Source organism: Trichocoleus sp. DQ-A3 (assembly GCF_039961975.1).
In the GTDB taxonomy this organism is placed as follows: domain Bacteria; phylum Cyanobacteriota; class Cyanobacteriia; order Cyanobacteriales; family FACHB-T130; genus FACHB-T130.
On the sequence record NZ_JAMPKC010000031.1, the window covers coordinates 40304 to 53127 of the forward strand.

General features: G+C 45.5%; 8 protein-coding genes and 1 pseudogene. 2 read left to right on the top strand and 7 right to left on the bottom strand.

The features are described from left to right. Positions 1-24: 24 nt before the first annotated feature. The 3 genes from NDI44_RS25345 to NDI44_RS25355 all read right to left on the bottom strand — a co-directional run bounded on the left by NDI44_RS25345 (position 25) and on the right by NDI44_RS25355 (position 6071). On the bottom strand, positions 25-1827 hold the full coding sequence (locus NDI44_RS25345; protein WP_190415074.1) for an ATP-binding protein: 1803 nt from the start codon (positions 1825-1827) through the stop codon (positions 25-27). 11 nt (positions 1828-1838) lie between these two features. Continuing rightward, positions 1839-2804, bottom strand: a complete 966-nt coding sequence (locus NDI44_RS25350) for a phosphate/phosphite/phosphonate ABC transporter substrate-binding protein (RefSeq protein WP_190415075.1) — start codon at positions 2802-2804, stop codon at positions 1839-1841. 453 nt (positions 2805-3257) lie between these two features. Continuing rightward, the gene (locus NDI44_RS25355) at positions 3258-6071 is read right to left on the bottom strand and encodes a PAS domain S-box protein (RefSeq protein ID WP_190415076.1); all 2814 of its coding nucleotides are present in this window, start codon (positions 6069-6071) and stop codon (positions 3258-3260) included. Positions 6072-6758: 687 nt separating this feature from the next. Here NDI44_RS25355 and NDI44_RS25360 point away from each other — a divergent pair. Beyond that, entirely contained in the window at positions 6759-7259 is a 501-nt protein-coding gene (locus tag NDI44_RS25360; RefSeq protein WP_190415077.1) for a hypothetical protein, read from the top strand. A gap of 91 nt (positions 7260-7350) precedes the next feature. Here the strand turns inward: NDI44_RS25360 and NDI44_RS25365 are convergent, their stop codons facing one another. After that, entirely contained in the window at positions 7351-8349 is a 999-nt protein-coding gene (locus NDI44_RS25365; protein WP_190415078.1) for a J domain-containing protein, read from the bottom strand. A gap of 163 nt (positions 8350-8512) precedes the next feature. Beyond that, positions 8513-10660, bottom strand: a complete 2148-nt coding sequence (gene dnaK / locus NDI44_RS25370; protein WP_190415079.1) for a molecular chaperone DnaK — start codon at positions 10658-10660, stop codon at positions 8513-8515. Between the two features lie 105 nt (positions 10661-10765). Here dnaK and NDI44_RS25375 point away from each other — a divergent pair, with 105 nt between their 5' ends. Then, complete coding sequence (locus tag NDI44_RS25375; protein ID WP_190415080.1) at positions 10766-12190, top strand: hypothetical protein; 1425 nt, start codon at positions 10766-10768, stop codon at positions 12188-12190. Positions 12191-12332: 142 nt separating this feature from the next. Here NDI44_RS25375 and NDI44_RS25380 read toward each other — a convergent pair whose 3' ends face one another. Continuing rightward, entirely contained in the window at positions 12333-12644 is a 312-nt protein-coding gene (locus NDI44_RS25380; protein ID WP_190415081.1) for a hypothetical protein, read from the bottom strand. Continuing rightward, positions 12641-12824, bottom strand: a pseudogene (locus NDI44_RS25385) (IS630 family transposase); the annotation flags it as partial. The gene NDI44_RS25380 and the pseudogene NDI44_RS25385, both read right to left, overlap by 4 nt.

The following is a 12824-nucleotide window of genomic DNA, read 5'->3' on the forward strand; positions in this document are numbered from 1 at the left end:
CCTTCAACAATAAGAGGACAACGCTTAAGAAATTGCCATAGGTTTTGACCGATTTGACCTCTCTCGAACAGTTGCAGTAGAGCCTCTCTGGCTTTGACGCATCGGGATTTCAATCCAAAACTCTGCTCCCTGTCCCGCTTCGGAAATGCAGAGAAGCATTCCTGAATGCTTCTCTACTACAATTTGATAGCTAATTGATAGCCCCAGCCCCGTTCCTTGCCCAACTGGCTTGGTCGTAAAAAACGGATCGAATAGCCGTTTTCTTACCTCTTCCGTCATGCCTAGTCCATTATCAGCAATTCGCACAGCAACACGGTCGGGGTGCAAAACTTGAGTGCTAATCCGAATCGTTGGGGATGGTTCAAGATTACTTATCGATTGTTCATTGTTACGAGCAATGAACGATAAGCCATCAAAGGCTTCTAGGGCATCAATAGCATTGCTAATAATATTCATAAATACCTGATTCATCTGACCCGCATAACACTCAACTAAAGGCAAATTTCCGTATTCTTTAACCACCTCAATAGCGAGATGCTCCGGCTTAGCTTTTAATCGATTTTGCAAGATTAAAAGAGTGCTATCTAATCCCTCGTGAATATCAACTGGCTTCATGTCTGCCTCGTCAAGGCGAGAGAAATTCCGCAAAGAAAGAACAATTTGACGGATACGTTCAGTGCCAATTTTCATCGAAGATAGAATTTTGTCTAAATCTGCAATAATAAAGTCAAGTTCGACAGTTTCTGCCTGCTCTTCGATCTCGGTAATTGGGTTAGGATAGTGTTTTTGGTAAAGCTGCACCAGTCTCAACAAATCTTGTGTATATTCACCCACATACACAAGGTTGCCGTGGATAAAATTAACAGGGTTATTAATTTCATGAGCTACCCCAGCAACCATTTGACCAAGGCTAGACATCTTTTCGGTTTGAATGAGCTGAGCTTGGGTTTGTTGCAAGTTTTGCAAAACTTGCTGAAGTTCTGTTTCTGCCTGCTTGCGTTCGGAAATTTCAATTTCTAAATTTTGGTTTAACTCAATCAGTTCGGCAGTCCGTTCAATTACTTTTTGCTCTAAACAATAGTAAGATTCTGCAAGTTTTGTTGCCATTTGGTTGAACTCACAAGACAGTTTTTCAATTTCATCTCCTGTTTGAATATTTAGACGATAATCTAAATTACCTGCACCAATTTTTGTTGCTCCTAACTGAAGTTTTTTTATAGATAAAATAACTGGGATCAATATTAATATCATCTGCCCAGTAAGAATTATAAGAATCAAACCTGTAGTGGCATATCTAATAATATGGGTTGTCTGTTTAAATTTATTTGATTCTTGCCTTGCTAGGGCATACTGCTGCTGAATATTAGTAACTAGATAATTTAAAGAGAAATCAATATCTTCTTTAAAAGAATTGATGGTTCTGAAATCCTGCTGAGTCTGTTTAAGAGTAGAAGGTGTATCGCGAAGCTCTGTTGCTAGGCGGACGAGAAAACTATGGCGACGGCGAACAACTGTCAGTTCTGAATTTTCTGGCATCAGACTTTCTAAGTCATCCAAGCTAAGGATAAAGTCAGACATCGCCTTGTGATATTTTGCCATGTCTGAGGGGTCGCGGTTGAGGATGAGATAGTTCCTCAGTGCTGCGATCTGGTCTCTTAAAGAAACTTTTAGATTCAAGACTATACTGTCAGCTTGAGCGGCTCTTTCTCGGCTCGTTTCGGTAGATTTTTCTACTTGCTTGAGCCAGTCTTCACTGCCAACCGTAAGGCATAAAATTAGCCCTAATACGGCAATAGAAGATCCAATAAACTTAGTTAATATTTTCATTGCATTCGGCTTTATTTCAACTTGAGGCGCTCTTGGAGCTTTCTAATCGGTGTATAGTCTCGATCTTCTACCAGAGTATATCCAGCCGACTCAGAACCACTGGGATCTAGCAGTCCCTCTGGAGAGTTGACAAATGCTTTCTTGAGGTCGATTACCAGTTGGGATGGAAGCTTACTAGAGACGACAATGGGCGAAAGAGGAATTGGGTCAGATTCCCAAATAATTTTGTATTTTAAAGGGTCGATATTTCCCTCTTTCTGTTGCTGAAGATACGAGCGTTTATCATCCGCGATCGCATCCACCTTTCCTGCTAGTAAATCCGCTTTCACCTTGTCGTGACTACCCGCATACTTGACTGTAGCAAAGTCGCGTTCGGGGTTAATACCAATGTCTTGAAAGTGAGATAAAGGCACTAAGTAACCCGAAGCTGAGGATTTACTGACGAAGGCAAACCTCTTACCTTTTAACTCTTTAATAGTTTTGATACCGCTGGCATTATTAACAACGATCGCGCTTGTATACCAAGGTCGTCCAGTTGTTCTTTCAATGGGCGCAACAATTGGCTTAAGTTGGGGATCTCGAAGATGTGCCTTCACATACGACAGGGGGCCTAGAAAAGCCATTTCTACTTTTCCTGTTACCAGTAAATCTATCGATGTGTCGTAGTCTTTTGTAATCTGAAATTTAACAGGTTTTCCTAATGTCTTGCTTAGATAGTCCGCTAGTGGCTGAAGTTGCTTTTCCTGTTCTGCTGAAACCTGCCACGGAATCACCGCCATATTTATGGTTTTTAGTTCGTCTCCTGTATTCCTAGAACTATCGCTCAGTGGCTGAGAGCTTCGGCTTATTGGGGTTGTGGTACTTTCACTTAGCTGAGTACAGGCTACACAACTGTACGTAACGGTCAAGGCTAGGAGGAAGCAAGTCGCTGCTCGTTTGTAAGAGCGATTCCGTATCCAAGATAGATGTTGTTGCATTCTGTTTAAGGCTATGTTTACCTTTTAAGTCTTTACCGTATTTGGAGAATAATACTGCTTTCCAAAATTATGAAAGTAACACTTCAAAAAATGTTATTTTTTCACATCTTAAGTTAAGTGGTAATATGAGAGATTACTACTTAAATTTTGAGTCTGCTAATTTAGATTCATGCTTTCACTCAATCCTCATTCTCAGGAGGATTGGAGAAAATAAACACTGTGTTTTTACGGGTTTTTAAGATTTTCTTTCTCAAACCCAGAAATCTAGTTTTAAGCGATCGCTCATCTATCCACCCACAGATGCTTCTCAAGGGGGGATTAACTTAGTAACAGGGAAAATTACTCCAAAATCTGGTGATCAAAGGGATTGAGAGGTTCTCCCAGGATTACAGCATTAACCAAAAAGGATTGCCTTAGAAATCCCTTCTGTCGTTTGAAATCGCGGAAAATGTGTCAATTCCCTTGCCTTGGACTTTGTGTTACTGGAATTTCTACAACGAACTCGGTTCCCTCTCCCACTGCTGATACACAACTGATCGACCCTCCATGTTTTTCTGTGACAATCTGATAGCTGATTGCCAATCCTAGCCCGGTGCCCTGACCGATTGGCTTGGTCGTGAAAAATGGGTCAAAAAGTCGCGCCTTGACATTCTCACGGATACCGGGGCCGTTATCTGCAATTCGCACAACAATTTTGTTCGCGTTCAAAACTTCAGTGCAAATCTGGATGGTCGGTAATTGAGAATTAGGAATGGGGAACTCGCTATTAGAACTTGTTTCTCCAGAATCCATGAGCTTTTGACGATTAGAGGGCAACCCTTCTAAAGCATCTATGGCATTGCTCAAGATATTCATAAATACTTGATTCAGTTGTCCTGCATAACACTCTACTTCTGGCAGCGTGCCATATTTCTTAATAACTGTAATTCCTGGAGAATCTGGTTTAGCTTTCAGCCGATTCTGCAAGATTAAGAGGGTGCTATCAATACCCTCGTGAATATCAACCGGCTTCATTTCTGCTTCATCCAGGCGGGAGAAGGTTCGCAAAGAGAGGACAATCTGGCGGATGCGGTCAGCGCCTAACTTCATTGAAGCGACCATTTTGGGCAGGTCTTCAAGAACAAACTCAATGTCTAAAGCCTCAACTTCTTCTTGAATCTCTGGCGCGGGATTGGGATAGTACCGTTGGTAGACTTTCATTAGATTGAGCAAGTCTTGTGTATATTGCTCGGTGTGGATGAGATTGCCGTAGATAAAGTTAACGGGATTATTAATTTCATGCGCCACTCCAGCGACCAGTTGACCCAAACTGGACATTTTTTCAGTCTGAATCAGTTGAGATTGGGTCTTTTTGAGTTCGTGCAAAGTTTGCTGCAACTGCTGGGCTTTTTCTCGTTCCTTCGCTTCCGACTGGCGCAAGGCATCAAGAGCTTGCTTGCGATCGCTAATATCATTGTTAATTTCTAGTCTGGCGGACACCTGACCAAATTCATCTAATTGCAGCGTCCATCGGCTGGCTACCGTGATTTGAGTGCCATCACGCTTAGTGTGAATTAATTCGCCTTCCCAATTCCCTTCACGCAGGGATATCTCTAGAACTTCCTCTTTTGGTAGAGGAAAGACAGTTTGCAAGAAGGTGTGGATGTACTGACCTAGCGTTTCTGCTTTTGTCCAACCATATAGCCGTTCAGCGCCCTGATTCCAATAGCTAATCTTGTCATTCAAATCCCGAATGATAATCGCGTCACTGGCTAAGTCAAGCATCTCCATGTTCTGCCGCAAGGCTTTCTCCGCCTGCTTGCGTTCGGTAACGTCTTCTATGGTGCTGAGGATACCGATTACTTTGCCCATCGCATCGTGAATGGGAACTTTGTTGATGTCTACCCAGAGTTCTTCATTGTTTGGCTGAATCAAGCGTTCGATAATATGCAGTTCCGGGGTATCCGTTGCCATCACGCGACGGTCGTCTTTGCGGTATTTTTCTGCTATTTCTTGCGACCACAAGTCATAATCCGTCTTGCCAATAATGTTTTCTGGATTGCTAATCCCAGTGATTTGACATGAAACCTTATTACAGCCTAAATAGACAGAGTTTCTATCCTTCCAGAAGATATATTGGGGAATATTATCCAAAATCAGTTGCAACAGTTCTGCGCCTTTGCGAATGTCCTCAGCCGCTTTGCGATCGGTGATATCATTGCCAAATTGAATCACATCAACCAATTTGCCTCGCTCGTCAAACCGCTTCAGAACATTCCAATTGATAATCCGTTTTTCTCGATTCTGGATGGTCAAAACTGTTTCATAGTCGCGGACGCCTCCGTGCTTCAGGGTGGATAATAACTGCTCGATACCTCTGTATTCATCGTCAGCATAAAAGATTTCCCACCAGTTGCGTCCAATTAATTCTTCTGCGCAGTAGCCTGTCACCTGCTCAACAGCAGGATTGACAAATGTAATCACCCCATCAAGCTTTAGCCCAACGACCAGTGCTGGTGTAGTCTGAACAATAAATGATGTATAGTCGCGTTCTTTCTGAAGTTCATTTTCTGTCCGATAGCGATCGCTCATCTCCCCATAAATAAGCCTGTAAACCCATAAAGCAATAATAAAATTTAGGAATACACCGCTTAAAAATGTAATTAGAGAGTCACGAGCCTGGTCTTTCGCTTGTTGGTACCGCTCCTTCAACAAATGCTTTTGGTCATTTTCCAAATCATTGACAAGCAGGCGGATGTTATCCATCACTACCTTGCCTTCATTCGTCTTAACTAATTGTTGCGCGGCTTCAAATCCCTTGTTTTTTCGTAATTCGATTGACCGTTTCAATTCAGAAAATTTACTTGCAGTCAGAGATTCCAGAGTGCCGAGCTTCTGCTGTTGATTGAGGTTATTTCCCGCTAATCCCTTGAGAAACTCAACTTGTTGATTAACCTTAGCTGTTGCTGTGTAGTAGGGTTGTAAATAAGCCTCGTCTCCAGTGATTATGTAGCCACGCTGCCCAGTTTCTGCGTCCTTGATTCCGGAAAATACATCATCAAGCTGATTAATGAAGGTAAAGGTATCGTCTACTGAGTTATTCGCTTGCACAAGTTGCGTGATACTCCGGTACGAAATCCCACCAATGCTAACCAGTAGGACAGTTGCCACTCCCAGACCTCCCGCAACCTTGTAGAAGAATTTCCGATGCAAGTGCTTCGTTGAGCTGCCCTCAGTGGGTGCATACACTAGATCAGCTTCATTTTTAGGCAGAATCGCTTTCATCATGGCGTGTTTCGGTGAACTAAGGTTGAGGGTGAACGATAACCAGTAGCAGCTTCCAGACTTAGAAAGCGAAGCTTGATTGCATTTTTCGGATAGCGATGAAAAGCCTATAGTGTTCTCTTGATGAGGATTTTACTTGGGCAAGGGCATCGAGAAAAGATTTTGTAAATCTGATTCCATCCTTGTCTTAAAGGTATATTTGCCTAATAAAGTTCATTCTTTAGACAGATGTTTTCTCTTGGTTTTATTTGTAAGCGCAAGTTGAACAATATCGGCAGAATGAGGCAAATGTTAAGCCTTTTTGCGAGATAGAGTCCAAAAAACTTTTAGAGCCGCGTCATCAAACTCGGCTGCGACCTAATTTCGACTCAAAAAACGTCTAGATGGAAATCTCCGTTTCAGGGTTTTACACATCTTAAACGGGTCTAGAGCGCGATCGCCTTCTTGGTAGGCGGCGATGCAGCGACTCGCACCTGTTTTCTTTGCAAGCGATCGCGCTTTACCAAGCCGATGGTGCCCTCCTGACTCAATTAACTAGCTTAGGAATTTACTGAAATTCTTAATGATTTGGAGAATTTAACTAAATGTAAATTCCTAACAGCAAAACTGCCAAAAATCGAAAAGATACTTCATATCGTTTCTAAAAACAATTCGATAAGCTGAAAGAAGACAGAAAGTTGAGGAAATTATATGACCGCTTTTTCTAGCGCTGGATTAAAGCAACCAGCATGGCAAACAACCGTCACCTTTACGTTGGCTTTCTGGCTTAGCGGAAGCTTGCTTTTGGACTGGGTAATTATGCCCAGTTTGTTTGCAACCGGGATGATGACTCAACCTGGATTTGCAACAGCAGGTTATTCAATTTTCTGGATTTTTAATCGGATTGAATTATTATGTGCAGCCTTAGTGTTAACGGGGCTGTTGGTTCTTCACCGCACTCAGGCTGCTTCTAAGCTGGGAGGGCGCAAAGTAATTTTCTTATCCCTGTTCTTGCTGACAATTGCCATTATTGATACATATTTTTTAACCCCACAAATGAGCGCGCTGGGGCTACAGCTCAATCTTTTTGAACCCGTTGCTGAGATTCCTGCCGGGATGAATCAAATGCACGGGGGCTACTGGACATTAGAAGCGTTGAAGTTGATTGCTAGCGGTACGCTGTTGGGTTTGTGCTATCGCGATCGCGCTTAAACGCCAGTATTTCAATTAAAGCCCATCTCATCCGTCAGACTGAAGTCTGCGGCTAGACAAAAAATTAGCCCTGCCTGCGCGGGCTAATTTTTTAGCGTTGAACTGGCAAATCGAGACGCGGTTTAAAGGTTTCGATTTGCCGCAGCTTTTCGTAGAGTTCCCGTTCTTGGGAAGTGACCGTTTTGGGAACCACAACCTGAATTTCAACTAACTGATCGCCGCGATCGCCTCTACCTGTCGGGTAGCCTTTTCCGGCAAGGCGCAGGCGCTTCCCGTGCCCGACACCGCTAGGAAGCGTCATTTTCACCAAACCATCCAAGGTAGGAACTTCCACGGCTCCCCCCAAGACTGCCTCGCTGGGAGTGACTGGCAATTGGCAGAAAATATCCGAGCCTTCTACTTGAAAGAAGGCGTGGGGCGATACGGTAATTTTGAGGTACAAGTCGCCACCTTCAATGCCCTGACCCTTCAACCGGATGCGTTGCTCGTTGACCATTCCGGGTGGCATATCCACTTCCAGCGATCGCCCATCTTCCAGCCGAATCCGCTCTCGTCCTCCCTGATAAGCTTTTTCGAGGGGCATCGTCAGTCTGGCTTCAACATCGCGCCGACTAGGGCGCGAATTCACGGTGTAAGATGTTTTCGTGTTACCAGGACGGAAGGTATCGGCTGAGGCAACTCGGTTGTTGGAACTAGGTGCCTGAGTAGCTACACGGGTTTCCCGACGTCCTAGCAGCGTATCGACAAAGCTGTTAAAGTCCGGGTAATCGTCATATTTTAATTCTTGCGTGCCGTTGCGACCGTTGGAGCGAGTCCCCCAGGCTTTAGTCCCCTTCGTCCCTTTAGCGCCCTTGAAACCGCTCCGGTTCCAGAAACGGCTGAACTGATCGTATTGCGATCGCTTACCCGGATCGGAAAGAACTTCGTAAGCCTCACCGATATCCTTGAACTTTTCTTCTGCTGTTTTGTCGCCAGGATTTAGATCGGGGTGATACTGCCGAGCTAGCCGCCGATAAACTTTCTTAATTTCGTCGCCGGAGGCATCACGAGCAACGCCCAGCATCTGGTAGTAGTCCCGAAAATTTTGCATAGTTAATTAACGATTAGCTGTTACCGATTAGCTGTTACCGATTAGCTGTTACCGATTAGCTGATTGAGCGTTGGATATTCACAGTTTTAGCAGACTAATCCTCTACTATTTGTGCCAGACCGCTTCAATAGCTAACAGCTAATCGCTAACAGCTATAGCTAATTTACAGCCAATCATCATCATCATCCCAATCATCCTCAGGTTGAACAATTCTCGAAGTCCGGCGGGGAGCCGCGTCACTATCCCGACTATACCGCTGACCGCCTGTAGAGCCGCTATTGCGACGGTCATCGTCATAGCGATCGCGCGAACGGCTACTCTCCGAGCGATCTTGATAGCGGCTACCCTCCGAGCGATCTTGATAGCGGTTACTTTCATAACGATCTTGATAGCGGCTACTCTCATAGCGGTCTTGTGTCGAGTTGCCAAACAAGGAATCGCCTTCACCGGAAAACGTGCGACGGATCGATCCGAAAAAGTCGTCCTCGTCCTCCATTGATTCCATCCGCACCTCTCGGTTCAGCTCGTAGAGAGCATCCTGGAGATCGCTTTGTGCCCGATCCACAGACCGATCGTCATCGCGGGCAATGCTCTGGCGCAGTTCCTGCACCATGTTCTCAATGCGACGCCGCTGACCGGCAGCAAACTGCATTCCATAGGTCAGCGCCACTTCTTTCAGTTGCCGTTCCGCACTGAAAGCCAGTGCTTCGGCGCGGTTGCGCTTCTCCACCCGTTCGCGCCGTTCCCGATCTGTTGAGGCATATTGCTCGGCTTCCTGAATCATCCGGTTAACTTCCGATTCGCTTAAAGTGGAAGCCCCTTGAACGGTGATGCTCTGCTCTCGCCCTGTCGTCCGGTCTAACGCCGTCACCTGTAAAATGCCGTTGGCATCAATATCAAAAGATACCTGAACTTGGGGCACTCCTCGCGGTGCTGGGGGAATGCCAGTGAGCTTAAACCGCCCTAGCGACTTGTTATCAGCCGCCATTTCCCGTTCCCCTTGCAGGACGTGAACTTCCACCAAGGTTTGGTTATTTTCAGCGGTCGAGAAGATATCCGAACGCCGCACGGGTATCGTCGTGTTTCGGGGGATGAGTTTCTTCATCACGCCGCCTATCGTTTCCAATCCTAGTGACAAAGGCGTGACATCCAGCAACAGCACGTCTTTGACTTCACCGGCGAGGATTCCCGCTTGAATTGCGGCACCCACTGCCACGACTTCATCTGGGTTAACGTTCTCGTTCGGTTCCTTGTCAATTAAGCTACGAACCAGCTGTTTCACCAAGGGAATGCGAGTAGAACCCCCCACTAACACCACTTCGTCAATCTTGGAGGGGTTAAGACCAGAATCCACTAAAGCGCGTTTGACGGGTGCCTTCAATCGGCTCACCAAATCCCCACACAATCCTTCAAATTGCGCCCTCGTCAACCTGGTTTCTAAGTGTACGGGACCTTCTTCCGTAGCAGTGAGAAAAGGTAAGTTTATATCCGTGACTGTAACGCCAGACAGCTCAATTTTGGCTTTTTCGGCGGCTTCCGTGAGGCGTTGTAAGGCTTGGCGATCGCGTCTGAGATCTACCCCTTCTTTTTCCAGAAACTGCTCTGCCAGCCAATCCACAATTTTTCGGTCAAAATCGTTCCCGCCCAATTGGGTGTCGCCACTGGTGGCTTTTACCTCAAACACTCCATCCCCCACTTCCAGGATGGAAACGTCAAATGTACCGCCGCCCAAGTCAAACACCAGAATCGTCTGAGTATCCTTGCGATCCAAACCATAAGCCAAAGATGCAGCCGTTGGCTCGTTAAGAATCCGCAATACATCCAACCCGGCGATTCGCCCAGCATCTCGCGTCGCTTGCCGTTGGGAATCATTGAAATAAGCCGGAACTGTAATCACCGCGCCCGTCACCGGTTGTCCCAGATAACGACTCGCCTCATCTGCCAACTTTTGCAGCACCATTGCCGAGATTTCTTCTGGAGCAAATTCCCGCTTCAGTCTGGGGCATTTGACTTTAATATTGCCCTCGTCATCCCGCCGAATCGTGTAGGGAACTTGCTTCGAGGTGGGGCTGAGTTCCGCATACTTGCGTCCGATGTACCGTTTTACCGCATAAAACGTATTCTGCGGGTTTAGAACGGCTTGCCGCCGTGCCATTTGTCCAACTAGGCGTTCCCCGTCTTTGCTGAAGCCTACCACGGAGGGAGTAGTCCTCATGCCTTCCGCATTGGCAATGACAACGGGCTTGCCGCCTTCCATGACAGCTACGACTGAGTTGGTTGTTCCGAGGTCAATGCCGACTACCTTGCCCATGCGATTCGTGTTCTCCTTACCTAACTTAATATACTGAGAACAATTTGCTGGATTTATTCTATCTTGCTGTCAGGAATGAGCAGTATCAGGCAAGAGAGAAACTCAATGATATATCGACTCTTTATTATTTTTGCTGCGAATCATCGCTTCTTGTCCCGCTTTACTGCCGTCGTGGCAGGATGTTTGCTGGCGATTGGCTGTTCGACAACGCTAGTACCCCAAATTCCCCATAGGAACCTGCTGGTTCAGCCCTTAGCTGCCACAACAGCAGCGACTAAGAGCGATTCCTTGTCGGAGGCAATTAACTACGCTAACAGGGCTGCTACCCTGGCTCAAACGGCTAGATCGGCGGCGGACTGGGATGAAGTTGCCCAAACATGGCTAAGCGCGATCGCATCCCTGCAAGCCATACCACCCGACAGTCCCCAACGAGTCTATGCCCAGAAGAAAATTATCGAGTATATGGCTTTTTTGCAGGTAGCCCAACAAAGAGCCGCTGCAACCAGCTTTCAGTTAAAATACCCCACCTTTAACAACCAATTGCTTGATAATCAGCTAGTTCTTTATCTGTCCTACATCGCTGCCCTTGGCCCACCCGATATTTTAATTGTAGGCAGTTCCCGCTCTTTGCAGGGAGTCGATCCCAAACAGATGCAGCAAGCTTTAGCGGGTAAAGGTTTTGGGGGATTGAAAATCTTTAACTTCGGGGTGAATGGTGCGACTGTCCAAGTGATTGATTTGTTGTTGCGGAAAATTTTAACCGAAGAGCAGTTGCCGAAACTCATTGTGTGGGCGGATGGAGTGAGAGCCTTTAACAGTGGGCGTGTAGATCGGACTTATAACTTGATTTTGGCTTCTCCAGGCTACAAGCGCTTATTAACGGGCAATCGCCCCTTAAGTGGTATTACACCCTCTAACCGCCCGGATACACTCTTAACAGCGACCCCACCTCCAAACCTCAACTCAGTTGCTGATACCAACCTAGACGAAATTCCCCAGAACGAAAGCCAGTTTAACATCACCCTTTTGAATTCTCAGCCGTCCAGCGAGACAATACTGGCTCAAAATACTCTAGGAGGATTGACTCCCGACTACTCGGCAGCGGCAATCGACGCCAATGGATTTCTTCCCGTAAATATTCGCTTTAATCCTGCTATTTACTATCGACAAAAGCCGCGAGTTGCAGGCGCTTATGACAGTGATTACAGTGCCTTCCAACTCGGAGGTAAGCAGGAGGCGGCGTTGAATAATTTAATGGTATTTGCCAAGCAGCGTCGGATTCCAGTATTCTTCATCAACCTGCCTTTAAGTAGAGATTATTTAGACCGAACTCGTCTTAGAGCTGAGCAACAATTTAGACCTTATATGGTTCGCCAATCTAGTGCTAAAGGATTCATCTTTCTCGACTTATCCAGACAGTGGACAAACCAAAATGGCTATTTTGCCGATCCCAGCCATTTAAATCGCTATGGTGCGGCTGTCATCGGTCGCCAAATTGCTGCCGATACTAGAATTCCCTGGCCTCGCTAGATAAAATATTGTCCGCATCATTGAATGCTAGAGCTAAACAAAGCTCGCAATGCGGACAATTAGCATCTATTTTTTCCTTATTGTCATTGCTACGATTTGGTACGATTGCACCCTTGCGGTTTAAGTTTTCTCTCCTGATCTCCTAAAACTCCTCGTTCTCATCTAAATCTAAATAAGGATCAGGATTGAAATCTTGTTGTATTGTCACTTCATGCTCATAAAAAGCTTGAGGATTTGGAGGATAACAGAGAATAAATCTAGTCTGTTTAATTTCAATAGCATCTTCAAGCCGAGTTTGAATGGAAATTACTTTTTTTAATAGCCGTTGATAAATGACCAAGCTAGGGCAGATGACAACTAATTCTGTCATTCCAGTGTCGTGATGAGTGATTCTCCACTCACAATGGCTAAACAATGCTTTTAGGGAACCATTTACAGCAGATTGCAAGTTCATGAAGTACAGTAGCAGCAGTTTGTGAACCAGTTGCGTAGGTGTTTTGGATTGACTAAATCAAGTGCACTAGCAAGCAAAGTATCAACCATTTTTGTTGTGGTTGGAGAGAACTGTCGTAAAAAAGACTTAAGGTGTGACCACCAAAGCTCAATCGGGTTGAAATCTGGAGAGTAGGGTGAT

What these genes read in the sequence shown, in the direction of transcription:
- NDI44_RS25345 (WP_190415074.1), bottom strand. Translation starts at nt 1,827, where the DNA reads ATGAAAATATTAACTAAGTTTATTGGATCTTCTATTGCCGTATTAGGG.
- NDI44_RS25350 (WP_190415075.1), bottom strand. Translation starts at nt 2,804, where the DNA reads ATGCAACAACATCTATCTTGGATACGGAATCGCTCTTACAAACGAGCA.
- NDI44_RS25355 (WP_190415076.1), bottom strand. Translation starts at nt 6,071, where the DNA reads ATGATGAAAGCGATTCTGCCTAAAAATGAAGCTGATCTAGTGTATGCA.
- NDI44_RS25360 (WP_190415077.1), top strand. Translation starts at nt 6,759, where the DNA reads ATGACCGCTTTTTCTAGCGCTGGATTAAAGCAACCAGCATGGCAAACA.
- NDI44_RS25365 (WP_190415078.1), bottom strand. Translation starts at nt 8,349, where the DNA reads ATGCAAAATTTTCGGGACTACTACCAGATGCTGGGCGTTGCTCGTGAT.
- dnaK (WP_190415079.1), bottom strand. Translation starts at nt 10,660, where the DNA reads ATGGGCAAGGTAGTCGGCATTGACCTCGGAACAACCAACTCAGTCGTA.
- NDI44_RS25375 (WP_190415080.1), top strand. Translation starts at nt 10,766, where the DNA reads ATGATATATCGACTCTTTATTATTTTTGCTGCGAATCATCGCTTCTTG.
- NDI44_RS25380 (WP_190415081.1), bottom strand. Translation starts at nt 12,644, where the DNA reads ATGAACTTGCAATCTGCTGTAAATGGTTCCCTAAAAGCATTGTTTAGC.